Source organism: Sphingomonas sp. G-3-2-10 (assembly GCF_012927115.1).
GTDB lineage: Bacteria > Pseudomonadota > Alphaproteobacteria > Sphingomonadales > Sphingomonadaceae > Sphingomonas.
The window spans coordinates 404,105-428,234 of sequence record NZ_JABBFY010000002.1; the positions used below are offsets into that span (position 1 = coordinate 404,105).

The 24,130-nt window shown below is 66.0% G+C and carries 18 protein-coding genes; 12 read left to right on the plus strand and 6 right to left on the minus strand.

From position 1 onward, the window contains the following. Window positions 1-2 precede the first annotated feature (2 nt). Window positions 3-1,445 (minus strand): sulfatase-like hydrolase/transferase, encoded by a 1,443-nt coding sequence (locus HHL13_RS18580; RefSeq protein ID WP_346775587.1) that lies wholly within the window; start codon window positions 1,443-1,445, stop codon window positions 3-5. Then, window positions 1,442-2,626 (minus strand): SGNH/GDSL hydrolase family protein, encoded by a 1,185-nt coding sequence (locus HHL13_RS18585; RefSeq protein ID WP_169557429.1) that lies wholly within the window; start codon window positions 2,624-2,626, stop codon window positions 1,442-1,444. Before HHL13_RS18585 ends, HHL13_RS18580 begins: the two co-directional genes overlap by 4 nt. Window positions 2,627-2,922: 296 nt before the next feature. On the opposite strand from HHL13_RS18585, the gene HHL13_RS18590 reads away from it, so the two are divergent. Both HHL13_RS18590 and HHL13_RS18595 read left to right on the plus strand, forming a co-directional pair. Next, the gene (locus HHL13_RS18590; protein WP_169557430.1) at window positions 2,923-5,640 is read left to right on the plus strand and encodes a TonB-dependent receptor; all 2,718 of its coding nucleotides are present in this window, start codon (window positions 2,923-2,925) and stop codon (window positions 5,638-5,640) included. Between the two features lie 81 nt (window positions 5,641-5,721). Further along, a complete protein-coding gene (locus tag HHL13_RS18595) occupies window positions 5,722-6,993 on the plus strand; it encodes an alginate lyase family protein (RefSeq protein WP_169557431.1) in 1,272 nt (423 codons plus the stop codon). 105 nt (window positions 6,994-7,098) lie between these two features. Here HHL13_RS18595 and HHL13_RS18600 read toward each other — a convergent pair whose 3' ends face one another. Continuing rightward, window positions 7,099-8,181, minus strand: coding sequence for a family 43 glycosylhydrolase (locus tag HHL13_RS18600; RefSeq protein ID WP_206377123.1), 1,083 nt, complete (start codon window positions 8,179-8,181; stop codon window positions 7,099-7,101). A 116-nt stretch (window positions 8,182-8,297) separates the two neighbouring features. Here HHL13_RS18600 and HHL13_RS18605 point away from each other — a divergent pair, with 116 nt between their 5' ends. The 4 genes from HHL13_RS18605 to HHL13_RS18620 are packed head-to-tail and all read left to right on the plus strand — an operon-like array spanning window position 8,298 to window position 13,628. Then, entirely contained in the window at window positions 8,298-9,347 is a 1,050-nt protein-coding gene (locus HHL13_RS18605; protein ID WP_206377124.1) for a family 43 glycosylhydrolase, read from the plus strand. 35 nt (window positions 9,348-9,382) lie between these two features. Further along, window positions 9,383-12,301: a glycosyl hydrolase 115 family protein gene (locus tag HHL13_RS18610; protein ID WP_169557432.1), complete on the plus strand. Its 2,919-nt coding sequence runs from the start codon at window positions 9,383-9,385 to the stop codon at window positions 12,299-12,301. A 14-nt stretch (window positions 12,302-12,315) separates the two neighbouring features. Beyond that, on the plus strand, window positions 12,316-13,452 hold the full coding sequence (locus tag HHL13_RS18615; RefSeq protein ID WP_169557433.1) for a cellulase family glycosylhydrolase: 1,137 nt from the start codon (window positions 12,316-12,318) through the stop codon (window positions 13,450-13,452). Further along, complete coding sequence (locus tag HHL13_RS18620; protein ID WP_169557434.1) at window positions 13,449-13,628, plus strand: hypothetical protein; 180 nt, start codon at window positions 13,449-13,451, stop codon at window positions 13,626-13,628. Before HHL13_RS18615 ends, HHL13_RS18620 begins: the two co-directional genes overlap by 4 nt. Before the next feature lie 16 nt (window positions 13,629-13,644). Here the strand turns inward: HHL13_RS18620 and HHL13_RS18625 are convergent, their stop codons facing one another. Continuing rightward, a complete protein-coding gene (locus HHL13_RS18625; RefSeq protein ID WP_240953897.1) occupies window positions 13,645-14,559 on the minus strand; it encodes a Gfo/Idh/MocA family oxidoreductase in 915 nt (304 codons plus the stop codon). A 123-nt stretch (window positions 14,560-14,682) separates the two neighbouring features. On the opposite strand from HHL13_RS18625, the gene HHL13_RS18630 reads away from it, so the two are divergent. The 3 genes from HHL13_RS18630 to HHL13_RS18640 are packed head-to-tail and all read left to right on the plus strand — an operon-like array spanning window position 14,683 to window position 18,533. Next, window positions 14,683-16,491 carry an IlvD/Edd family dehydratase gene (locus HHL13_RS18630; protein ID WP_346775588.1) on the plus strand — a complete coding sequence of 603 codons (1,809 nt, stop codon included), beginning with the start codon at window positions 14,683-14,685 and terminating at the stop codon, window positions 16,489-16,491. Continuing rightward, window positions 16,491-17,345, plus strand: a complete 855-nt coding sequence (locus tag HHL13_RS18635) for an SMP-30/gluconolactonase/LRE family protein (protein WP_169557437.1) — start codon at window positions 16,491-16,493, stop codon at window positions 17,343-17,345. The genes HHL13_RS18630 and HHL13_RS18635 overlap by 1 nt, the downstream gene beginning before the upstream one ends. Before the next feature lie 27 nt (window positions 17,346-17,372). Then, a complete protein-coding gene (locus HHL13_RS18640) occupies window positions 17,373-18,533 on the plus strand; it encodes an aldose epimerase family protein (protein ID WP_169557438.1) in 1,161 nt (386 codons plus the stop codon). Between the two features lie 29 nt (window positions 18,534-18,562). Here HHL13_RS18640 and HHL13_RS18645 read toward each other — a convergent pair whose 3' ends face one another. Then, window positions 18,563-19,285 (minus strand): FCD domain-containing protein, encoded by a 723-nt coding sequence (locus tag HHL13_RS18645; RefSeq protein WP_169557850.1) that lies wholly within the window; start codon window positions 19,283-19,285, stop codon window positions 18,563-18,565. 154 nt (window positions 19,286-19,439) lie between these two features. Between HHL13_RS18645 and HHL13_RS18650 the strand changes: the two genes are divergently transcribed. From HHL13_RS18650 to HHL13_RS18660, 3 genes are read left to right on the plus strand one after another with little or no spacing between them, the layout of a single operon-like run. Further along, window positions 19,440-21,038 (plus strand): sodium/sugar symporter, encoded by a 1,599-nt coding sequence (locus HHL13_RS18650; protein ID WP_346775589.1) that lies wholly within the window; start codon window positions 19,440-19,442, stop codon window positions 21,036-21,038. Window positions 21,039-21,041: 3 nt separating this feature from the next. Continuing rightward, complete coding sequence (locus HHL13_RS18655) at window positions 21,042-21,908, plus strand: 2-dehydro-3-deoxygalactonokinase (RefSeq protein ID WP_169557439.1); 867 nt, start codon at window positions 21,042-21,044, stop codon at window positions 21,906-21,908. Then, a complete protein-coding gene (locus tag HHL13_RS18660) occupies window positions 21,905-22,537 on the plus strand; it encodes a 2-dehydro-3-deoxy-6-phosphogalactonate aldolase (RefSeq protein ID WP_169557440.1) in 633 nt (210 codons plus the stop codon). The genes HHL13_RS18655 and HHL13_RS18660 overlap by 4 nt, the downstream gene beginning before the upstream one ends. Here the strand turns inward: HHL13_RS18660 and HHL13_RS18665 are convergent. After that, entirely contained in the window at window positions 22,534-24,057 is a 1,524-nt protein-coding gene (locus HHL13_RS18665; RefSeq protein ID WP_206377125.1) for a sulfatase, read from the minus strand. The genes HHL13_RS18660 and HHL13_RS18665 overlap by 4 nt on opposite strands. Window positions 24,058-24,130 lie beyond the last annotated feature (73 nt).

The following is a 24,130-nucleotide window of genomic DNA, read 5'->3' on the forward strand; positions in this document are numbered from 1 at the left end:
CCTTAGCGCCCCACCTCCGGCCCCGGCTGCGGCAAGCCGGCAATCCACCGCGCCAGCCGTGCCGACAGCTGCCGGGTCACCGCCGTTTCGCGCGCGGCGAGATTGTGCAGCTCGCCGGGATCGACGGTGAGGTTGTAGAGCTCGACCCCGCTGCCATCGCGATCCATCATCAGCTTCCACGACCCAGACCGGATCGAATAGAGCGGCCCGATCTCGCGTTCCGAACGCGGCCTGCCGATATGGGTGTAGATATCCGGCCGCGCGCGGACCGGGCTGCCGCGCCACGCGGCGGCGATGTCGATCCCGTCGACTCCGGAAGGGCGCGCCGCCCCGCCGATCCGCGCGAGCGTGGGAAACAGATCGGTCGCGTGAGCGATGCTGGCCGCATCGCTGCTGCCCGGCCGGATATGTCCCGGCCAGCGCAGGATCAGCGGCTGGCGCACCCCACCTTCGTACAGGCTCGATTTGCGGCCGCGCCACGGCCCCGCCAAACCGGGCGTCTTGTCGCCGCGCGTCGGCCCATTGTCCGAGGTGAAGACAATCAGCGTATCGTCCAGCTCGCCCGCCTCGCGCAGCGCGCCGATCATCCGCCCGATCCCGGCGTCCATCGCCACCAGCACCGCCAGATAGCGGTCCTCGGTCGGATTGCGCCCCTTCCCCTTCACTGCCGCCAGCTGCTCGGGGCTCGGCTCCCACGGCGTGTGCACATCCTCCAGCCAGAGCTGGACATACCAGGGGCGATCCTTGTGGCGGGCGACGAAATCGAGCGCCTTGTCGATGAAGCGGCCGGAAATCTGCGATCGCGGCATCCATTCGATCGGGCCGCCGCCCAGCGCCGCGCTCCGCTTCGCCAGATCGGTGACCGGCGCATTCTCCAGCAATCTCGGCCCCAGCCCCTCGAACTGGGTGACGCTCTCGTCGAAGCCATAGGCCGCGGGCAGCGGCGCATCGCCGACATCGCGCCCGCCGCCCAGATGCCATTTGCCGAAATGGCCGGTGGCATAGCCCACGCCGTGCAGCGCGCGCGGCAACGTGGGGATGCGCGGATCGAGCCAGTCGACCTGGCCATAATCGCGGTTGCGCTTGCGTGGCCCGATATAGGTGGTGAAGCCCAGCTCGGCCGGGAACTGGCCGGTCATGAACGCCGCGCGCGACGGCGAGCAGATCGGCGCCGCATCATAGAATTGCGACATCACCATCCCGTCGCCCGCCAGCGCGTCGATATTGGGTGTGGCGACCAGCCGGTTGCCGGTCAGGGAGAGATCGCCGAAGCCCATATCGTCGACGAGGATGAACAGGATGTTCGGCTGCTTCGCCGCCGGACGGACCACGGGCTCGGGCGGCTTCGCGGAGATCGGGCCGGCCCCGAACGGCGCCGCCAATGCCAGCGCCAGCGCGGTCGCCCCGATCGCGCGCCGGATGCCGCGCGACCGCGCCACGCTCACCGGAACCACTCGAGCGGGATCGCTTCGCCCATCTTCGTCTCGCCGCGCGCGTCCGGATGCAGAAAGTCGCCCCGGTGCAGCGAGGGATCGAGCCGCTGGGGATTGGCCGGATCGGCCACCACCTTTTCAAGATCGAACACCGCGTCGAACTCGCCGGACGTGCGCATCCATTCGTTGACGCGCACGCGCATCGCTTCGCCCGCCTCGCTGTAATAGCCCGCGCCCTGATAGGGCAGGATGGTCAGCCCCATGACCTTGATCCCGCGCGCACGGGCCCGGGCGATGAGCTGGCGATAGCCTTCGATCAGTTGCTCGGCGGTGATCGTCGGCGCCACCGAACCATCGCCGCGCACCCGGCCCGATCCGCCGATATCGTTGATCCCCTCCAGCAGCACGACATGGGTGACTCCGGGCAGCGACAGCACGTCGCGATCGAACCGCTCCACCGCGCTCGGCCCGGTGCCCTGCGAAAGCACGCGATTGCCCGAGATCGCCTGGGTCACCACGACATGCGGCCTGCCCGCCGCGGCCAGACGCCGCGCCAGCACGTCGCCCCAGCGGCACAGCGGCACCGCATCCATCGCGCAGCCCGTATTGTCGGTGATCGAATCGCCAAAGGCCACAATCACCGGGCGCGGCTTGCCGCCCAGCACTTCCACTCCAGCCAGCAGCGGGCGGTGGTCGTAGCGCGCCGCGACGCCGAACGAAGTCGCCGCAGTGTAATTGCCGGGTACTGAAAGCAATGTCTTGTCGCCGCCCGCGCCATGCACGGTGTTCAGCCGGATCGAGCCGGGCAGATAGAGCGACACTTCGACGACGTCGAACTGCCGGAGCTTCAGCCGGGCGGGATCGGTGGTGATGACGGTGCGGGCCGGAATCTCGGCCGCTTCCTTCCGGCCGAAGGTCACCGCCACCGCCTTGCCGCCGGCGACGCGGACGCTGGCCGCGCCGATCTGCAGCGCCTGGCCATATTCGTTGGAGAGCCTCAGCCGGATCCGGTCGCCATCCGCGCCGACGCGAATCGAAAAGCGCAGCGTCGCGTTCGCGACCGGCACTTCCTGCCGCTCGGTCCCGGCCTTCCACATGCTGGCGGTCCAGGCGGGCGTCCATTTCTCGGGCGATGTCGCGCCGGCCAGCAGCAACGCAGCGGCAACCAGTGCGGCCTTACCAATCCAGCGCATTTCCACCCCTCCTTATTGATATGATAAATCAGTTATCTGATCAGTGACATAGAACCGATCTTCACTGCATTCAATCCGCTGCCGGACACCCGGATACAAGCGTGAAACATGCCGGGTGCAGTAAACCCGCCTTCGTCCACTGTCAGCGATGTCAGGCCACGAATAGAATATTGTCAGGCCAATCGTGGTATGATAATTAAGATAGAAACCGCCCTTCAAGTGCGGGTCCAACAGGGGAGGAATATATGAGATTTCAGCGCTCTTGCTTTCTGATCGGCGCTTCGGGTTTCGCGCTGATGGCAGCGATCCCCGGCATCGCCTTCGCGCAAAGTGCCACCGGCGCTGCGTCGCAGGACGAAGAAGCGGTGGAACAGGAAATCGTCGTCAGCGGCTACCGGCAGAGCCTCGAGACCGCCCAGACGGTGAAGCGCGAATCGAACGACATCGTCGATTCGATCGTCGCCGAGGATATCGGCAAGCTGCCCGACAGCACCGGCGCGGAGACCCTGGCGCGCGTTCCGGGCGTGCAGGTCGATCGCTTGAACGGCGAAGCCGGCGGCGTGCGCGTTCGCGGCCTGCCCGATCTGACCACCACCTATAACGGCCGCGAGATCTTCACCGCCGAAGGGCGCAGCGTCGCGCTGCAGGACTTCCCGGCGGCGTCGATCGCGCGCTTCGATGTCTATAAGACCGCGTCGGCCAACCTCATCGAAGCGGGCATCGCCGGCGAGATCGACGTGAAATCGCGCAAACCGTTCGACTTCAAGGGACTGCGTATCGCGGGCGGCCTGACCGGGCTCCACTGGCGCCAGAGCCAGGAGTTCGGCGTCGACGCCAACCTGCTGATCAGCAATCGCTGGGATACCGGCATCGGCGAGATCGGCATTCTGGTCGAGGGTTCGTACACCGACAACAATTTCGTCGATTCGTACCGCGACAACAATTCGCAGATCCTCATCCGCGCACCAAATGCGGTGAACTTTCCGCTCGCGCGCTACCCCTCGCGCGTCAGCTTCCAATATCCCAGCTCGAACCGCTTCCGCCCCTCGGCGGCGGCCGCGATCCAGTGGCGCCCGAGCCCGGAGCTCGAATTCTACGGCGACTTCCTGTTCCAGGGCTTCCGCGCCCGCGGCGAATCGCGCGCGCTCCATTTCGACACGAGCAGCAACTCGGCGATCTCGAACGTCACCTTCTGCCCCGGCAGCACCGATCTGGTCTGCCAGATGACGATGGCTGGTCCCAACGGGATCACCGGCTATCAGATCGCGCAGAAGAACAAGACCGACACCTATCAATATGGCGGCGGCTTTATCTGGAAGGTGGGTGGCGGCGGCCGCGTCACGGGTGACGTGGCGGTGACGGATTCGCGCAACTCGAACCGCAACATGCAGTTCAACATCTTCACCAACAACAACGGCAACCGGGTCTTCAACTTCGACGACCAGTCGGGCGGCGGCGGCGCTTCGGCCTATGTGACCGATGTCGACCTGGCCTCGGCTTCGTCGTTCCGCATGCTGAACTTCGCGGAGAACGGCGCGGACAATCACGGCCGCAGCTTCCAGGCGCGGCTCGACGCAGATCTTCCGGTCAATCTGGGGATCTTCGACAAGGTCCAGCTAGGCGTTCGCTTCAGTAACCGCGACAGCGATTCGTACAACGATCCGGCGGAGAACCGCACCCCGGTGCTGGGCGCGAACGATCCGCGCATCCAGTACATCAACCTGCCGTTCGAGTTCCAGTATGCGCCGATCGGCTTCCGCGGCGACGAGACGGTCCATCCGCGGACCTGGATCACGCCGACCCGCGCCGACATCTGGAACAATGCCGACTATCTCCGCTCGCTCGTCGGCCGTCCGGCCGGCTTCCCGGACATGGACTGGGTCTATTCGGCGAACGAGAAGTCGTACACCGGCTATCTGCAGAGCCATTACAAGTTCGGGATCGGCTCGGTCGAGATCGATGGCCAGGTCGGCCTTCGCGCCGTTCGCACCACGAACGACATCCAGGGCACGCTGAAGATCGGCGCCGCCGCAGGCACGCCGTACAGCAAGACCAACGAATATACCGATTTCCTGCCCAATGTGAGCGCCCGCATCAAGCTGACGCCGAACCTTCAGGCGCGCGCCTCGTTCACCAAGACGCGCACCCGGCCGGGCTTCGGCCAGCTCAATCCGACGCTGACCGTGAACGTGGCCGCCACCCCGGTCTGCGACCCCGAAGCGCCGACGGTATGCACCACGATGACCGCCAGCGGCGGTAATCCGGACCTGCAGCCGATCGAGTCGAACAATTACGACGCGTCGCTCGAATATTATTTCTCGCGTTCGGGCTCGGCGACGGTGCAGGTGTTCCGCCGCGACGTGACCGGGTTCATCAACAACGCCACCACCTTCATGCCCAATCCCGATGTCGGCGGCGTGATCCGCGTCGATCGTCCGGAGAATGGCGAGCAGGGCTATATCCAGGGCGTCGAGGTCGGCTTCCGCAGCTTCCTGAAGATTCCGTCGCTGCCCCAGTGGATGCAGAATTTCGGCGTGTTGGCGAACTACACCTATCTCGACCACGCATCGGAACTCTCGCCGACCGCGGCGGCGACGCTGCCGGGCCTGCAGCCGCTGAGCAACGTGTCGAACCATCTGGCCAACGCGCAGATCTTTTACGAGAGCAAGGCGGTCTCGCTGCGCCTCTCGTACAATTACCGCTCGAGCTTCCAGACCTATGGCATCGTCACCGACAATGCGCTGACCGCGACGTTCGAGCCGTGCCTGCGCGTGCCGGTCACCTGCACCCGGCCGCAGCTGACGCTGCCGACGGTCGAGGAAGGCCGCGGCCAGCTCGACTTCTCGGGTGCGATCAACCCGACCGACTTCCTGACGCTGACGTTCAACATCGCGAACATGCTGGGTTCGACCCAGCGCACCAGCCGCGTGTTCAACGACAAGGGCCAGGGCTATGCGGTTCAGGTCCGCTATCTCGAAACGATCTACCGCGTGGGCGTCCGGGTCCGGTTCTGATCCGCACGGCCGATGACGCACTGACGACGACATGGCGCCGCGCGGAGACTTTCCGCGCGGCGTCTTTTTTTGGAGAGGCACATGCGCAATTCATCCACCCGGCGATCGGGATTCCTTTTCCGGCTGGCCGGAGCCGCCGCCGTCGCGGCGACCGCTCTGACGCCGATAACGCCGGCCGCCGCCCGCGCGGCGCGCGCGGCCCCAGACAACGCGGTACCCGTGTGCAAGGGCGTGGAAGGCTATGCCGCTTCGTTCGGCGGCCGCCGCACCTTCCTGTGGCATCCCGACGTGCTGATGCGGCTCAAGGCCGGGCGCGACAGCGATCCCGCGATCAAGGCCGCCTATGCCGGGCTGATCGGCAAGGCCGATATCGCGATGGGCCGCACCCTGTTCACCGTGGCGGACAAGCTGACGATCCCGCCCTCGGGCAGCCGCAACGACTATCTCAGCATCGTTCCCAATTATTTCCCCGATCCGGCCAAGCCCAACGGCCCCTGGATTCGGGGCGAGGGCACCAATCCCGACCGGATGACCAACAAGTTCGACATCGCCGACCTCGACCGGATGAGCGCGGACGTCGAGATTCTCGCACTGGCCTATTATTTCTCCGAAAATCCGCGCTACGCGACCCGCGCGGCGAGCATCGTGCGTACCTGGTTTCTCGATCCGAAGAGCCGGATGAACCCCAACATGAACTTCGCCCACACCGTACCCGGCCGCGAGAATGGCCGCCCCGACGGCGTGTTCGAAACGCAGCGCGTCCAGCGCGTGATCGACGCCGTGGGCCTGATCGGCCCCTCGGGTTTCTTCACCGCCGATGACGGCAAAGGGCTGGAGAAATGGTTCTCCGACTATGTAGACTGGCTGCGCAATTCGACGCACGGCAAGGGCGCAAGCATCCAGCGCAACATCAACGCGATGTGGTATGATTCCCAGATCACCCATTTCGCGCTCTACGCCCGCCGGACGGACGTGGTGAAATCGGTGGTCCAGGACTTTTCGAAGCGCCGCCTGCCCGTCCATTTCGGCGCGGACGGATCGATGGCGCTGGAAGCCACCCGCTCGCGCAGCCTGTTCTTCTCGATCGCGTCGCTGGGCGCGGCCTATAATGTCGCGGAGATTGCGAGCTGCGTCGACATCGACCTGTGGAACCTCGAGGAAGGCGGCCGCGGCATCCGCAAGTCGTCCGACTTCATCGCCAAATATCACGGCAACACCGCCAGCTGGCCCTTTCCCGAAAGCGACCGGAACCGGACCGACATCGACGACCTGATGTACCGCGCCAACCGCGTCTGGGGCGCGGCCTATACGCCGAACCCGCGCGTCGAACTGGCGCGCTATTTCAAGATGTGAATGCTTCCTTCCCTGCCTCTTCGGGGTGAAAACAAAAAAAGGCCGGGGTCCGATGCCCCGGCCTTTTCCATTTTGCCTCCTCTCCTTGCAAGGGAAGGGAGGCGGTCAGGGCTTCGCCGCCCCTTCCGGATATGCCGCGACGATCGCGTCATATTCCTTGCGGCTGATCTCGATCATGAAGCCGTGGCGCGTGCCCGCCGGCATCTCGAAGCGGTTCCACCGCGCGACTCCGCTATTGCCCTGCACCTGATACCAGGGTCCTTCCAGCCGGGGAGCCTTCGACAAGCCGTAGCTCTGCCCGGCATATTGTTCGTAATAGGCCAGCCAGTCGCGGCCGTTGGGCGCACGGATGATCGTCGGCGCTTCGCGGAAGTTCGGGCTGATCGCCGGGCCCGGCATCGGATAGGGGCCGAGCAGCGACGGCGCGCAGCTGATCCGCACGGTCTTGCCCGTGGTCCAGTTGTACGAGGGATAGCGCTCGTCCTTGATGACCGCGCAATAGCCCTTGCCCTCGTCGCCCGGCATGATGATCGTGTCGATCGTCGCGATATCCCAGTCGAACAACAGCTTGGGCGGCCCGTCGAACGTCCGGAGGTCCTTCGACGTGACATAGAGCGTGCGCTGGCTCGCCCAGTAGCGCTCGGGATCGGCCGGCGTGTGGGGCACGTTCGGGGTGTGCCAGGTGAGCAGATATCTGCTCGAGGCCTTGTCGAAGAACAGCTTCGGCGCGCCCAGCCGGGGCAGCGGATTGGCGAAGCCGCGCACGTTCGACAGATCGGGCTGATAGGCGCCGAACGGAGCCCAGCGGATCAGGTCGCTCGAGACCCAGAAGCGGACCTGCGAATCGCTGTCGCTCTTGTTGCCGACAAGGATGTAGCGCCCGTCGGACATCCGCGTGATCGACGGGTGGCCGTGATAATCCTCCGACACCGGCCGCCCGCCGTTGAGCCGCCGCCAGTGCAGCCCGTCCAGGCTGACCGAATAGAAGAGGACGCCGTACCGCTCCTTCGTCATGTGCGCGAAGAGATAGGCCCTTGCCGGATCGACATAGGGCACCTCCGGCGCGCCCGGCGGCACTTCGGGCGGCACCTGCGCGGAGGCGACGCCGCCCAGCGCACCGATCGCGGCGACCCCGCACAGCATCGCCCCGAAGCGATACCGGCGGCCTCCGGTGGTTGATCTCGACATCCTGTTCTCCCTTTTCCGAGGGCGCCGATGGTGCGCCCGCCATGCGGGATTCGATATAGACTGGTATGACAAATCATACTATAGTGGCCTGACCACATAAATCGGGAGAGATCGGAATGGCTGCCGCAAGAGGCATGGCGCTTTTGACTTTGGCGGGTTTCGCGATCGCCGCGCCTCTTTCCGCATCGTCGCACGAGGACCCGGCGGCCACGCCGGCGAAGCCGCGCGACGCAAAGCTCGTCATGACCTATTCCGACACCAGCCGCATGGGCGTGCCCTATGCCAAGGATCCCTCGGTCATCCGCTTCGGCGGCCGCTACCTGATGTATTATTCGGTGCCGCCGGCGAAGGACAACAAGGCGGGCGGCGACGGCTTCCCCACCGGATGGGCGATCGGCATCGCCGAAAGCCGCGACATGAAGAAATGGACCAAAGTCGGCGAAGTCCTGCCCAAGCAGGAAGTCGAGCGCAACGGCATCGCCGCGCCGGGCGCAGTGGTGATCAACGGCAAGGTCCATTTGTTCTACCAGACCTATGGCAATGGCCGCCGCGACGCGATCAACCATGCCTGGTCCAGCGACGGCGTGACCTTCGAGCGCGATCCGGGCAATCCCGTCTTCCGCCCGACCGACTCGCCGTGGAGCGCGGGCCGCGCGATCGACGCCGAAGCCTTTGTCCATGACGGCAAGCTGCTCCTCTATTGGGCGACGCGCGATCCCGACATGAAGGTACAGATGCTCGGCGTGGCCTCCGCGCCGCTCAACTCGAAATTCGGCGCGGGCGACTGGACCAACCTGAGCAAGGACGGCCCGATCCTGAAGCCCGAGCTCCCCTGGGAGCGCAAGTGCATCGAGGCCGCGAGCATCATCCGCAAGAACGGCAAGCTCTACATGTTCTATGCTGGCGGCTATAATAACGAGCCGCAGCAGATCGGCGTCGCGGTCAGCACCGATGGCGTGAAATGGACCCGCCTGTCGGACCAGCCCTTCCTCGCCGATGGCGGACCAGGCAGCTGGAACGATTCGGAATCGGGCCACCCCGACATTTTCGAACATGGCGGCCAGTCGCTGCTGTTCTTCCAGGGCAATCCCGACCGCGGCAAGACCTGGACCCTCGCCGCCGTCCGGGTCGGCTGGAACAAGAACGGCCCGTACCTGAAGAAATAAGCCCGCGTTCCGGCATATAAACATAGGAGGATAGGATGGCCCTCGCCCGTATTCTGGCCGCGCTGAGCCTTGCCGCGGCGATTCCGTGCCTGACCCCGGCCGAAGCGATCGCCCAGCAGGCGCCCGCCGCCGCCACGGCATTCGATCTGGTCGCCGACGGCAGTGCCCCGACCATCTATTTCAGCGCGGGCGACGCGCCGGTGGTTGAGATCGCGGCGAACGCCTTTGCCGGCGATGTCGAGCGCGTCTCGGGCGTGAAGCCCAAAGTGTCGCAGGGTAACCCGGGCGGCCGTCTGGCCATCCTTGTCGGCACGATCGGCGGCTCGCCGCTGATCGACCGGCTCGTCGCGGAGAACCGCATCGCGGTGGGTTCGCTCAAGGACCAGACCGAAGCCTATACCATCGCGGTGGTCGAGAACCCGATGCCGGGCGTCAGCCGCGCGCTGGTCGTCGCGGGCACCGACCGTCGCGGCACCGCGTACGGCATCTTCCGGCTTTCGGAGCGGATCGGCGTCTCGCCCTGGGTCTGGTGGGCCGATGTCGCCCCCACCCGCCGCGCCAGCCTGTCGCTGGGCAGCGAGACGATCACGCAGGGGTCGCCCTCCGTCCGCTATCGCGGCATCTTCATCAATGACGAGGACTGGTCGATCCGCCCCTGGGCGGCGCGCACCATCGATCCGAGCGGCGACATGGGGCCGACCACCCACGCCCATATCTTCGAGCTGCTGTTGCGCCTGCGCGCCAACTATCTCTGGCCGGCGATGCACAAGGTGACCTCGGCCTTCAATCAGGTCGACGGCAATGCCGAGATGGCCGATCGCTACGCCATCGTCATGGGCGCGAGCCATGCCGAGCCGATGCTGCGCAACAATGTCGCCGAATGGAATTTCGAGCAGAACGGCGAGTTCAACTACGGCAAGAACGGTCCGAAGATTCTGCAATATTGGCGCGACCGCGTGCAGGCAAACCACCGGTACGAGAACGTCTATACCGTCGGCATGCGCGGCATCCACGACAGCCCGGCCGAGATGAACCGTGGCTTCGACGGCGTGAAGCTGCTCGAGCAGGTAGTAACCGACCAGCGCAGCCTGTTCCGCGAGGTGGGCAAGGATCCCGCAACCGTCCCGCAGGTGTTCGTGCCCTACAAGGAAGTGCTCGACATCTATCGCAAGGGCATGAAGGTGCCCGACGACGTGACGCTGGGCTGGGTCGACGACAATTACGGCTATATCCGCCAGCTTTCGACCCCGGCCGAACAGAAGCGCTCGGGCGGCGCCGGCGTCTATTACCACATCTCCTACTGGGGCGTGCCGAACGACTATCTGTGGCTCGACAGCACGCCGCCCGCGCTGATCGGCGAGGAGATGGGCAAGGCGTACGCCACCAATGCCCGCCGCCTGTGGGTGGTCAATGTCGGCGACATCAAGCCCGGCGAGAAGGGCCTGACCTATTTCATGGACCTCGCCTATGACTATGAGGGTACGTCGAAGCTGGGCCAGCAGGGCTGGCTGAAGCGCTGGGCGGCGGACACGTTCGGGCCGCAGGAAGCCGACGCCATCGCCGATCTGTTGCGCGCCTATTACCGCCTCGGCTTTGCACGCAAGCCCGAACATATGGGCTGGAACGACGCCGAGACCGCGCCGCGCCCGACCGAATTCTCACCGGTCGCCTATGGCGACGAAGCCGGACAGCGTGCCGCCGAATATCGCGATCTGGACAAGCGCGCCGAAGCCATCGCCGCGCGCCTGCCGAAGGAGAAGCGCGACGGCTTCTATCACCTGGTGATCTATCCGGTGCGCGGCAGCGCGCTGCTCAACGGCAAGATCCTCGATGCCGATCGCAGCTTCCTTTACGCGCATCAGGGCCGCGCCAGCGCCAATCTCTACGCCGATCGCGCCGCCGTTTCGTACCGCGGCATCCGCAAGGCGACCGATGCGTACAACGCGATCGGCGGCGGCAAGTGGAAGGAGTTCATGCACGACGAACCCCGGTACCAGTCGGTGTTCAACATGCCGCCGGTCGGCCGGGTGAAGCCGCTCGACGCGCCGGGACTGGGCGTCGCGGTGGAAGGGTCGGTCGACGCCTGGACCCAGCGTCCGGTCAACACCGTCGAAGCGGCCGACACCAAGCAGCGCGTCAAGCGCTGGCACACCAAGGACGCGCCGGACGACCGCCTGCCGGTGTTCGAACGCGCCACCGACCGCCGCTATTTCATCGACGCCTTCAACATCGGCGCCGGCACGATCGACATCACCGCGAGCGGATCCTCGCCGTGGATTCGGATCGATCGCGAATCCCAGCTGGGCGGCGACCAGCGCCTGTGGGTTTCGGTCGACTGGACCAGGCTGAAGCGCGGCGAGACCGCGACCGGCACCGTGACCGTGGGCGGCGCGGGCGCCACTCGCGCGATCGCGGTGACCGCGCGCAACGTCGCCGCGCCGCGCGGTACGTTGGTCGAGGACAATCGCATCGTCGCGTTCAACGCCAGCCGCTATTCGGCGCTGCACCCCGTGGGCGGCAAAGGATGGCAGCCCATGCCCGATCTCGGCCGCTCCGGCGCCGCGATCGCCAGCAGCGTCGATCTGCCCAGCCTGCCCGACGCCACCAGCGCCCCGCACGCCGAGTACCGCTTCCGCACCGACAGTAGCGGCTCAGCAAAGCTGCGCGTCTCGCTGCTGCCCAGCTTCGCGCTGAGCGCCGATCACAAGCTGCGCTATGCCGTGTCGATCGATGGCGGCCCGATCCGCATCGTCGATGGCGACAAGCGCGACTGGTCGGACGGGGTCGAGCGCAACGCGATCACTTCGGTCACCGACTGGACCTTCGACAAGGCTGGGGATCACGTCCTGCGCATCTACGCGCTCGATCCGGGCGTGGTGCTCGATTCGGTGGTGATCGACTTTGGCGGTCTCGCCACCGCTTACATGGCGCCCCCCGAAACCATCGCGAAATGATCAGGAAGACCGACATGAAGAATTTGCTGCTGCTCGCCGGCACTGCCCTTTTCGCCTGCGCCGCGTTGCCGGCCGACGCGCGCGATATGTGGACGAAGGAACAGGCCAACAGCTGGTACGCCAAGCAACCCTGGATGGTCGGCGCGAACTACAATAATCGCAGCGCGATCAACCAGTTCGAGATGTGGCAGGCCGATACGTTCAATCCCGCCGAGATCGATCAGGAGTTCGGCTGGGCCGCCGGAATGGGCATGAACATCATGCGCGTCTATCTCCACAATATGCTGTGGGAAGAGGACGCGCCCGGCCTCAAGAAGCGGATGGAGCAATTCCTCCAGATCGCGGACAAGCACAAGATCCGCATCATGTTCGTGCTGTTCGACAGCTGCTGGGATCCCAACCCCAGATCGGGGCCCCAGCGTCCGCCGATCCCCGGCGTCCACAACTCAGGCTGGATGCAGGCGCCCGGCGCCGCGCGCCTTGCCGACAAGAGCCAGTATGGCAAGCTCGAAGCCTATGTGAAGGACATCGTCGGCAGCTTTGCCAACGACAAGCGCATCGCGGTGTGGGACGTGTGGAACGAGCCCAACAATAGCGGCGGGGGCATGGGCTATTATCCGCTCACGCCCAACAAGACCGCCCTTGTCGCGGGGCTGCTCGGTCCGGTGTTCGACTGGGCGCGCAGCGTCGATCCCACCCAGCCGCTGACCAGCGGACTGTGGACCGGCGGGCGCTGGGACCAGATCGACAAGCTCGACGCGGTCGAGAAGATCCAGGTCACCCAGTCGGACGTGATGAGCTTTCACGACTATCGCTGGCCCGAGCATTTCGAGGAACGCGCGCGCCAGATCATGACCTGGGGCCGTCCGGTGCTGGTCACCGAATATATGGCGCGCGGCAACGGTTCGCTGTTTGACACGATCCTGCCGCTTGGCAAAAAGCACAACATGGCGATGATCCATTGGGGCTTCGTCGACGGCAAGTCGCAGACCCGCATTCCGTGGGACAGCTGGCGCCGACCGTACAATGCCGATCAGCCGCCCACCGTGTGGTTCCACGACGTGTTGCGCACCGACGGCACGCCCTATCGCAAGGCGGAGGTCGACCTGATCAAGCGCCTGACCACCGAAGCCAACGGTTCGCGCAAGTGAAGATGATCCCTCAGGGCGGCTTCGAGCAGGCCAGGAAGCCGGAGGTCATGGCGCTGCTGTGCAGCGTCACGCACGCCGCGCACACCGTGGTCGATGAAGCCGCCCGCGGGGATGCGCAGGATCAGCGCCGCTTCGAGGCGATCTGCGCGCGCGAGCTGCTTGGCGAGATCGACTGAACGCCTGAGCGGGCCGTCAGAACTCGAAGGGTTCGACGGTCACTCGCTCCGCCACCAGGAACGCGTCCGCCACCAGTTGCAGCGGCCGCAGGTCGACATCGCTTTCGCCGCGCGCGACCAGTCCTGCAAAGTGGCGGTAGAGCCGCGGATATTCCGCATTGGGTCCGCGCATCGGCGCGACCCCGGGCAGTTCCAGCCGGCTGCCGCCATCGCGCAGCCGCAACGCGCCGCAATCGGTGTCGACCTCGATGTCCCAGGTCTGCTGGCCGGTCTGGAGGAAATCGAACTCGGCATCGGCCGGCGCTTCGCCCGTGCGCAGCGCGATCGAAGCCGCGACGGGACAGGCGCGGTTCGCCGGCACGTCCAGCCGGGCGCTCACCACGATCAGCGGCTCGGGCAGGATGCGCGTCGCGATCGACAGCGCGTTGATGCCGGGATCGAACACGCCGAAGCCGCCCGGCGCCAGGATCCAGTCCTGCCCCGGATGCCATTGGCGGATATTCTCCTTCCAGCGGATGCGGACCGCTTCGATCCGCTTGTCCGCCAGCCAGTCGCGCGCGGCATCGACTTCGGCCGCCTCGCGCGAATGCCAGGTAGTGAACAGGGTCACGCCGGCGGCGCGCGCCATCTTCGCCAGCGCCTCGATCTCCGAAACCGTCGCCGCAGGGGGCTTTTCGAGCATCAGATGCTTGCCGGCGCGCAGCACGACCAGCGCCTGCTCGAATCGCCCCTCGGGCGGCGTGCACAGCGACACCGCTTCGATCTCGGGCCGCGCCGCCAGCATTTCGCCGACCGAATTATATCCCTCGACTCCGTCGACCCGGCCGTGCCGGCTCGCGGTGGCGGCCAGTTCGAAGCCCGCATCCACCGCCAGCGCGGGAAGATGCTGATCGCGTGCGATCTTGCCGATTCCAACCAGGCCGATCCTCATCCCGTCCCCCATGCGCTCTTTTATACGATATATATGCTTCCTATCGGTCATGAAGCTCTGTATCAAGCGGGCGTGGGAACGGCCGGCGACAAAATTGCGGACCGGACGGCCGTGAGTGGAGAGGTGACGAACTTGGGGCAGGGCAATAACGGACCGCAGGGGCTGCGTTCACGCGCATGGTTCGACAATCCTGACAATCCGGGCATGACGGCGCTCTACGTCGAGCGTTACCTGAACTATGGCATCTCTCTGGAGGAATTGCAGTCGGGCCGCCCGATCATCGGGATCGCGCAGACCGGCAGCGATCTCGTCCCGTGCAACCGGCATCATATCGAACTGGCAAAGCGGGTGCGCGAAGGCATTCGCGACGCGGGCGGCATCGCCATCGAATTTCCCGCCCACCCTATCCAGGAAACCGGCAAGCGGCCGACAGCGGGCCTCGATCGCAACCTCGCTTATCTGAGCCTAGTCGAATCGATCTACGGCTATCCGATGGACGGCGTCGTCCTGACCATCGGCTGCGACAAGACCACACCCGCCTGCCTGATGGCAGCGGCGACGGTGAACATTCCCGCGATCGCCCTGTCGGTCGGCCCCATGCTCAACGGCTGGTTCAAGGGCGAGCGCACCGGATCGGGCACGATCGTGTGGAAGGCGCGCGAGATGCTTGCGGCCGGCGAGATCGACTATAAGGGCTTCATCGAGCTGGTGGCGTCCTCCGCCCCTTCGACCGGCTGGTGCAACACGATGGGCACCGCCACGACGATGAACTCGCTGTGCGAAGCGCTGGGCATGTCGCTGCCCGGCTCGGCGGCGATCCCCGCGCCGTATCGCGATCGCGGCGAGAATGCCTATCGCACCGGCCTGCAGATCGTGGAGATGGTCAACGCTGACCGGAAGCCGTCGGACATCCTGACGCGCGCCGCGTTCCTCAACGCGATCCGTGTCAATTCGGCGATCGGGGGATCGACCAACGCGCCGATCCACCTCAACGCCATCGCCCGCCATATCGGCGTCGAACTGAGCCTCGAGGATTGGGAATCGCATGGCGCGGACGTGCCGCTGATCGTCAATCTCCAACCCGCCGGAACCTATCTGGGCGAGGATTTCTACCGCGCCGGCGGCGTGCCCGCGGTGATGGGACAACTGTTGCGCGCGGGCCTGCTCGACGGCAGCGCGATCAACGCCAATGGCAAGACGATCGACGAGACCATCGGCAGCGCGGATACCGGGGATGCCGACGTCATCCGCCCGCTCGCCGATCCGCTCAAGCCCGCCGCCGGGCTCACCGTCCTGTCGGGCAATCTGTTCGACAATGCGGTGATGAAGCTCAGTGTGATCTCGCCCGAATTCCGTGCCCGCTATCTCTCGAACCCCGACGATCCCGAAGCGTTCGAAGGGACCGCGATCGTGTTCGACGGGCCGGAGGATTATCATGCCCGGATCGACGATCCGGCGCTGAACGCCGATGCGCGATCGGTCCTGATCATGCGCGGCGCGGGGCCGATCGGTTATCCCGGCGGCGCGGAAGTGGTGAACATGCGCCCGCCCTCGGCGCTGATCCAGGCGGGCATCCATGCTCTGCCCTGCGTCGGCGACGGGCGCCAGTCTGGCACCAGCGGCAGCCCCTCGATCCTCAACGCCGCGCCCGAAGCCGTGGTCGGCGGCGGTCTCGCGCTGGTGCAGACCGGCGACCGGATCCGCATCGACCTGGGCAAGCGGACCGCCGACATGCTGGTCGATCCGCAGGAACTCGCGCGCCGCCGCGCCGCGCTGCCCGCCACGCCGGACTATATGCCCGAGGCCCAGACGCCGTGGCAGGAGATCCACCGCGACATTACCGGCCAGTTCGAAGGCGGTGCGGTGATCGAATCCGCGGTCAAATATCAGCGTATCGCCCAGACCCGCGGACTGCCGCGCGACAGCCACTAATGTCCGACGTCGCGGTCATCGCGCGCGATCGCCGCGACCGGCTGGGCGAAGGTCCGCTCTGGTCCGCGCGCGAGAATGCGCTGTACTGGGTCGATATCCTCGGCCGCCGCGTCAATCGCCTGTCGCTCGCCGACCGCAGCGTCACCAGCTTCGAACAGCCGGCCTATGCCGCGTGGATCATCGAGCGCGAAGCGGGCGGGTTGGTTGCGGGCATCGGGCTCGACATCGTCCGCCTCGATCTCCCGGCAAACACCCGCGAGACGATTGGATCGGTCGACAAGGGCATCGCCGGCAACCGGCTCAACGACGCCAAGGCCGATCGTCAGGGCCGCATCTGGGCAGGCACCATGCCCGCCGCGTGCGACAAACCGAGCGGCGCCTTCTACCGGATCGATCCCGACGGGATCATCGTTCGGGCGGACGCGCCCTACACGATCGCCAACGGCCCGGCGATCGATCCGGAGGGACATTTCCTCCTGCACACCGACACTGCGCTCGCCACGATCTTCCGCTTCGACATCCATGACGACGGGAGTCTCGGCCAGCGGCGTCCGTTCATCACCTTCGAACGCGGCTGGGGCAATCCGGACGGGATGACGTTCGATGCCGATGGCGGGCTGTGGGTCGCCTGCTGGGGTGGCGGCTGCGTCACGCGCTTCACGCCCGAAGGCGTCCGCGACCGTTCGATCGCCCTGCCCGCCAGCCAGATCACCAGCTGCGCCTTCGCCGGCCCCGCGCTCGACCGCATGTTCGTCACCTCGGCGGGGGACGGCGTGAAGGAGCCGCTGGGCGGCGCGCTGTTCGAGATCGATCCCGGCCAGCGCGGCCGCACGCCGGAAATGTATCGCGGATAATCGGATCAAGAGAGAGAGGTTCGGGAAATGGCACGGAACAGCGTATTTCTTCTGGCGGTCTCCGCCATCGCCTGCGTCGCGGCGACCAGTGCGGATGCCGCGACGGCAAAGCGTTCGACCTTCGGCAAGCTGCCCGACGGGCGCGACGTCGGCGCGGTCACGCTCAGCAACGGGCGCGGCGTTTCGGCCACGGTCCTCGCCTGGGGCGCGACACTCCAGTCGGTGGTGATGCCCGATCGCAACGGCAAGCGCACCGACGTGGCGCTCGGCTATGACAATCTGGCCGACTATCTCGCCAACCCGCAATATTTCGGGATGGCCGTGGGGCGCTTCGCCAATCGCCTCGCGCTCGGCCGCTTCCAGCTCGACGGCAAGACCTATCAGACGCCGGTCAACAACGGCGTGAACGCGCTGCACGGCGGCACCCGCGGCTTCGACAAGCTGCTGTGGGACATCGTGTCGGTGAAGGACGGCCCGACCGCCTCGGTCACGCTGAAGTTGGTCAGCCCCGATGGCGACCAGGGCTATCCGGGTACGATGACCATCCTCGCCACTTATTCGCTCGACGAGCGCAACCATCTGAAGATCGATTACACCGCGACCACCGACAAGACGACGATCGTCAACATCACCAACCACGCCTATTGGAACCTGTCGGGCGAAGGCTCGCCGAACGGCGCGATGGGCCATCTGCTGACGATCCCCGCGCAAAGCTATCTGCCGACCGATTCCGGTGCGATCCCCACCGGCGAGTTCCGCCCGGTCGCAGGCACCGTCTTCGATTTCCGCCGCGCCCGCGCAGTGGGCGACCGGGTGCGCGATGCGCGCGACCAGCAGATCGTGTTCGGCCGGGGCTATGATCACAATTGGGTGATCAGCCGCAAGGTGATCGCCGGCGAACAGCTGATGGCGCGGGTGCAGGATCCGGTGTCGGGCCGCAGCTTCGAGCTGTGGTCGAACCAGCCCGGCGTTCAATTCTATTCGGGCAACTTCCTCGACGGCACCAGCCACGGCAAGTCGAAGCGTGTCTATCGCATGGGCGACACGATCGTGCTCGAGCCGCAGATTTTCCCGGACGCGCCCAACCAGAAGGGCTTTCCGAATGCGCGGCTGGAACCGGGCCAGACCTATCGCAACACGATGACCTTCCGCCTCAGCTCGGGCGCGCCGGCGAAGAAGAAGAAATAAGCGGCACGGTCAGGCGATGCTTCCGCGGGTCACAGGCCCGCGGACATCCCCTTGCCCTTCTTCTCGATCAGGTCGAGCACGTCGCTGATCAGCGCGCGCATCGCCGTGCGTGCCGCATCCGCATCGCGCGCGGCGATCGCGTTGCGGACCGCGGCATGATCCGCGACGCTGGCGGTGCGCCCCTTGACCCTGTTGGTGAACCGGATCGACGTGCGCAGCGCGGTGCCGACGACATCGCGGAACTGCGCATAGAAGGGATTGCGCGACGCCCGCAGGATCGCAACGTGAAAGGCGATATCGGCTTCCAGCGTGTCGTCGAGCCCCTTGTCCGCCGCCTTCATCCGCTCGAGGCCGCGATTGATCCGCTGCAGATCCTCCTCGCCCGCGAATTGTGCGGCCAGCGCGGCGGCTTCCGGCTCGATCGCGACGCGCAACTGGTTGAACTGCTTGAGCAGCTCGACCGAGAATTGCCGCTCGAGCAGCCAGCGCAGCACATCGGTGTCGAACAGGTTCCACGACGAGGTGGGCTGGACGATGGTGCCCTGACGCGGCCGCGCGCTGAGCAGCCCCTTCGCGGTCAGCATCTTGACCGCTTCGCGCGTCACCGAGCGGCTCACGCCGTGCTGCTTGGCCAGTTCGGCTTCGGTCGGGAACGGTTCGCGCTCGAACCGGCCGGTCACGATCGCGCGTCCCAGACTATCGAGCAGACCATAGGTAAGATTGCGCCCCAGCTCGGGCTGCCCCCCCTCCATCAGCGTCGTCAATTCCTCGCCTTCCCTCTCACGCGCAACGCGCTTCCGACGCTTACACTTATGCCGAACCTGTCGCTAGACAAGACTAATTTATACGATAAATGTGCTTCGACGCCGGCCTACCGACAGTGGGCCGCAGGAGGGGAGTGAAGCGGTGACGAGCTTGTCGCAAATCGATCTGATCGTGGTGATCGCCTACGCGATCGGCATTTTCGGCCTGGCCCAATGGGTCAGCCGCGAGAAAGCGGGCCACACCAAGGACACGTCGGACTATTTCCTGGCGTCGAAATCGCTGCCCTGGTGGGCGATCGGCGCATCGCTGATCGCGGCGAACATCTCGGCCGAGCAGATCGTCGGCATGTCCGGCGCCGGATACACGATCGGCCTCGCCATCGCTTCCTATGAGTGGATGGCGGCGCTCACCCTGCTTATCGTCGGCAAATATTTCCTGCCGATCTTCCTGAAGAACGAAATCTACACGATGCCGCAGTTCCTGGAGCAGCGGTTCGGGCCGACCATCCGCACCGTGATGGCGGTGTTCTGGCTCGCGCTGTACGTGTTCGTGAACCTCACCTCGATCCTGTGGCTCGGCTCGATCGCCGTCACGCAGGTGGCGGGCGTCGATCAGGACGTTGCGCTGTTCGGCCTCGGCGCCTTCGCTCTGGTCTATCAGCTGCGCGGCGGCCTGAAAGCCGTGGCGCTGACCGATATCGTGCAGGTCACCCTGCTGGTGCTGGGCGGCCTCGTCATCTCGTATCTGACGCTCAGCAAGATCGGCGGCGATGCGGGCATTCTCGGCGGCTTCACGCGCCTGACGACCGAGTTGCCCGAGAAGTTCGATATGATCCTCGCGCCCGACAGCCCCTTCTACAAGGACCTGCCCGGGCTCAGCGTGCTGATCGGCGGCATGTGGATCGCGAACCTCAGCTATTGGGGCTTCAACCAGTATATCATCCAGCGCGCGCTGGCGGCCAAGAGCCTGCCCGAAGCGCAGAAGGGCGTGGTGTTCGCCGCCTTTCTCAAGCTGCTGATGCCCGTGATCATCGTGCTGCCGGGCATCGCCGCGGTGCTGCTCGCGCCGGATCTCGAAAAGGGCGATCAGGCCTATCCGACGATGATGACGCTGCTGCCGGTTGGTCTGCTCGGGCTGGTCTTCGCGGCGCTGGTGGCGGCGATCATCGCTTCGACCGCATCCAAGATCAATTCGATCGCGACCATCTTCACGCTCGATCTCTACGCCAAGTTCAAGGGCGGCGAGGCAGCGGCAAACGAAACCCATCTGGTGCTGGTCGGCCGCATCGCCGCCGTCGCCGCGACGCTGGTCGCGATCTTCACCGCACGTCCGCTGATCGGCAATTTCGATCAGGCGTTCCAGTATATCCAGGAATTCTCGGGCTTTGTGACTCCGGGCATTACAGTCATCTTCCTGCTCGGCCTGTTCTGGCCGCGCGCGACGGAAGCGGGCGCGCTGGTCGGCGCGGTCGCATCGGTTGTGCTCAGCCTGCTCTTCTGGTTCCCCGCGGAAAATGGCGGGATCGAAGCGCTCAACGCCGTGCCGTTCATGAACCGGATGATGATCGTGTTCTTCATCAGCCTCGCGCTGGCGGTGATCGTCTCGCTGGTGAAGCCGGCCAGAGCGGACAGCAACCGGATCACGATGCAGGGCGTCACGTTCGGCACCACCACCGGCTTCAACATCGCCGGCGTGATCGTCATCCTGATCCTGATCGCACTTTACGCGACCTGGTGGTGATCGATGGCCGACGCGTTTCTGGCGGTTGACTGGGGCACCACCAACCGCCGGGTGTATCTGATCGAACAAGGCCGGATCGTTCGCACCGAACGGGACGATCTGGGCGTGACCGCGGTGACCGATTTCGACGCCGCGGTCGGCGATATCCGTGCGCGGTTCGGCGATCTGCCCATGCTGCTCGCGGGGATGGTCGGATCGAATATCGGCTGGCGGCTGGCCCCCTATGTGCCGGCCCCCGCCGGGATCGCCAACTTGGCGGCGAACCTATTGCGGATCGACGCGCGCACCGCGATCGTCCCCGGCGTCTCGACGCTTGCAGGCAACCGCCCGGACGTCATGCGCGGCGAGGAAGTGCAGTTGCTCGGCGCGGTCGCGACGGGGCTCGCGCCGGCGCAGGCCTTGCTCGTGCAGCCCGGCACGCACTGCAAATGGGCGACGATGATCGACGGCCGGATCGCGGGCTTCACCACGGCGATGACCGGCGAACTCTTTGCCCTGCTGCGCAGCCACGGCCTGCTCGCCGCACAGCTTCAGGGCGAAGTCACGCCCAACGCCGCTTTCCTCGCGGGCGTGGAAGAAGCGAAGCGCCGCGATCTGGCGGCGTCGCTGTTCGGGATTCGCGCCGCCAAGATGCTGGGCACCCGCGACGATGGCGACGCCGCCGCCTATGCCAGCGGTCTGCTGATCGGCGGCGACGTCGCGGCGCGGCTCGACGCTTCGCCCCACGCAGTCGCCCATATTCTCTCCGGCCCCGAACTCGGCGCACTCTATGCGGCGGCGATCGAAGCCAATGACCGCAGCGCCATGCTCGTCGACAGTCACGCCGCCTTCATCGCCGGCATCATCGCCATCGAAAGCCAGTTGCAATGACTCACCTCGCCAGTTTCGACGCCGCCTTCGCCCGCTGCCCGCTGATCGCGATCCTGCGTGGGATCACGCCCGACGAGATTGTGCCGGTCGGCGAAGCGCTGATCGACGCGGGTCTCACCCTGATCGAAGTGCCGCTGAACTCGCCCGATCCGATCGAGAGCATCGCGCGCCTTGCCCGCGCGGCGAACGGCCGCGCGATGATCGGCGCGGGCACGGTGCTGAAGGTCGCCGATGTGTTCGCCGTGGCCGAGGCGGGCGGCACGCTGATCATCTCGCCCAACGCCAATCCGGACGTGATCGCCGCCACGGCCGAACGCGGACTGATCTCGCTGCCCGGCGTCGCCACGCCTACCGAAGCCTTTGCCGCGCTCGACGCGGGTGCCACCGCGCTCAAGCTGTTTCCCGCAGAGGCTGCGTCGCCCGTCGTGCTCAAGGCGTTCCGCGCCGTGCTGCCCAAGACGCTGCGTGTGCTGCCGGTGGGCGGGATCGCGCCGGACAATATGCAGCCCTGGCTCGATGCGGGCGCCAGTGGCTTCGGCCTCGGCTCGGCGCTGTACAAGCCCGGCGCGACCGCCGCCGACGTGTTCGCCAATGCCAAGGCCTTCGTTCGCGCGCTGTCCGGAAGCTAGGCGGCCTTCCGCATCGGTTTCTTCGGCGCGGGGTGGTGATCGAGGATCGCGTCGAGATGGGCCCGCGTGTCGGGCGCGGCATCGGCGATGTTCCGCGTCTCCAGCGGGTCCGCGATCAGGTCGTACAATTCCCACGACCGCGCACCGCTCTTCTCGCTGGTCCAGCGCACGAGCCGATAACGTTCGGTGCGGATCGCCTGCCCCATCCACTCGCCGCGCGGATAGGCGTGGTAGGCATGGTCGCGCACGCGCTTCCCGGGATCGCGCAGCACGGGCGCAAGGCTGATCCCGTCGATCGGCTGCGGCCCGGCGGGCGCCGCGATCCCTGCCAGCGCGGCCAGCGTCGGAAAGATGTCGACTGTCTCGGCAAGCTGGCCGGTCATCTTGCCCGCGCCGACGCCCAGCCCGGCAAAGATCAGCGGAATGCGCGTCGCCTGCTCGAAATTGGTGTGCTTGGTCCACAAGCCATGATCGCCAAGGTGGAACCCGTGATCGCCCCACAGCACCACGATCGTATCCTCGGCGAGCCCTTCGCGCTCCAGCGCATCCAGCACCTTGCCGATCTGCGCGTCGACATAGCTGACGCTGGCATAATAGCCGTGGACGAGCTTTCGCTTCAGATCGGGATCGAAGTCCGCACCCAGCACGCCGGCAGGCACTTCGCGATAGGCTTCGATCTCGCCGCCCTTCTTGCCGGCATAATCGGGCGCACCGGCGGGCAATTGCTCGAATCCGGGCATCGGCAGCGAGGCGGGATCGTACAGGTCCCAATATCTGCGCGGGACCGAGAAAGGCATGTGCGGCCGCGCGAAGCCGACCGCGAGGAAAAAGGGCTGCGCCTGTCCCTTGAGCGCGGCAAGCCGGCCCGAGGCATAAGCCGCCGTACGGCCATCGGCATAGGCGTCGTCCGGCAGGTCGGTCGCTTCCCACGCCGCGCCCTTCGCCAGTGTCCGCGCATAGACGAACGGATCACCGTCCCCGCCCGGCACTTCCTCGAACAGCGCCTCCTCGCGCGTCGGCACCCCGCCGGTGCTGGCGGGATCGTGATATTCGATCAGCTTGTCGCGGAGATGCGGCACCGACCAGCCGAGCTTGTCGTCATGCGTGCCGTGGCCGATGTGATAGACCTTGCCCATGCTCTCGGTGCGATAGCCTGCCGCCAGGAAGTGCTGCGGCATGGTCACGACATTGGGCAGCACGTCGCGCAGGTTCACGCCGAAATCATAGATGCCAGTGGAGGTCGATCGCGATCCGGTCATCAGGTTGAACCGGCTCGGCGCGCACACCGCCTGATTGGCATAGGCCGCGCCGAACGCGGTGCCGCGCCGCATCAGCCGATCGATGTTCGGGGAAATCGCCGTCGAGTCGCCATAGCCGTGCAGCGCCGGTTTCAAATCGTCGACCAGGATCAGCAGGATATTGGGATGCGCGCGCTTGCCTGCCCGCACGGCGGCCGGAAATGCCGCCCCCGCCGTCACGGCGGTTAGCATCGTCGCGTTCAGAAACTGCCGGCGGTTCATCGCGGCAGGCTCGCTGCCGGCACGACGCGCAATTGCTGGATCATCCCTCTCCGGTCCTTCCTCTCACCGCCTG

What these genes read in the sequence shown, in the direction of transcription:
- HHL13_RS18590 (WP_169557430.1), top strand. Translation starts at nt 2,923, where the DNA reads ATGGCAGCGATCCCCGGCATCGCCTTCGCGCAAAGTGCCACCGGCGCT.
- HHL13_RS18655 (WP_169557439.1), top strand. Translation starts at nt 21,042, where the DNA reads ATGGCCGACGCGTTTCTGGCGGTTGACTGGGGCACCACCAACCGCCGG.
- HHL13_RS18640 (WP_169557438.1), top strand. Translation starts at nt 17,373, where the DNA reads ATGGCACGGAACAGCGTATTTCTTCTGGCGGTCTCCGCCATCGCCTGC.
- HHL13_RS18625 (WP_240953897.1), bottom strand. Translation starts at nt 14,559, where the DNA reads ATGAGGATCGGCCTGGTTGGAATCGGCAAGATCGCACGCGATCAGCAT.
- HHL13_RS18600 (WP_206377123.1), bottom strand. Translation starts at nt 8,181, where the DNA reads ATGTCGAGATCAACCACCGGAGGCCGCCGGTATCGCTTCGGGGCGATG.
- HHL13_RS18665 (WP_206377125.1), bottom strand. Translation starts at nt 24,057, where the DNA reads ATGAACCGCCGGCAGTTTCTGAACGCGACGATGCTAACCGCCGTGACG.
- HHL13_RS18615 (WP_169557433.1), top strand. Translation starts at nt 12,316, where the DNA reads ATGAAGAATTTGCTGCTGCTCGCCGGCACTGCCCTTTTCGCCTGCGCC.
- HHL13_RS18585 (WP_169557429.1), bottom strand. Translation starts at nt 2,626, where the DNA reads ATGCGCTGGATTGGTAAGGCCGCACTGGTTGCCGCTGCGTTGCTGCTG.
- HHL13_RS18645 (WP_169557850.1), bottom strand. Translation starts at nt 19,285, where the DNA reads ATGGAGGGGGGGCAGCCCGAGCTGGGGCGCAATCTTACCTATGGTCTG.
- HHL13_RS18595 (WP_169557431.1), top strand. Translation starts at nt 5,722, where the DNA reads ATGCGCAATTCATCCACCCGGCGATCGGGATTCCTTTTCCGGCTGGCC.
- HHL13_RS18635 (WP_169557437.1), top strand. Translation starts at nt 16,491, where the DNA reads ATGTCCGACGTCGCGGTCATCGCGCGCGATCGCCGCGACCGGCTGGGC.
- HHL13_RS18610 (WP_169557432.1), top strand. Translation starts at nt 9,383, where the DNA reads ATGGCCCTCGCCCGTATTCTGGCCGCGCTGAGCCTTGCCGCGGCGATT.
- HHL13_RS18660 (WP_169557440.1), top strand. Translation starts at nt 21,905, where the DNA reads ATGACTCACCTCGCCAGTTTCGACGCCGCCTTCGCCCGCTGCCCGCTG.
- HHL13_RS18605 (WP_206377124.1), top strand. Translation starts at nt 8,298, where the DNA reads ATGGCTGCCGCAAGAGGCATGGCGCTTTTGACTTTGGCGGGTTTCGCG.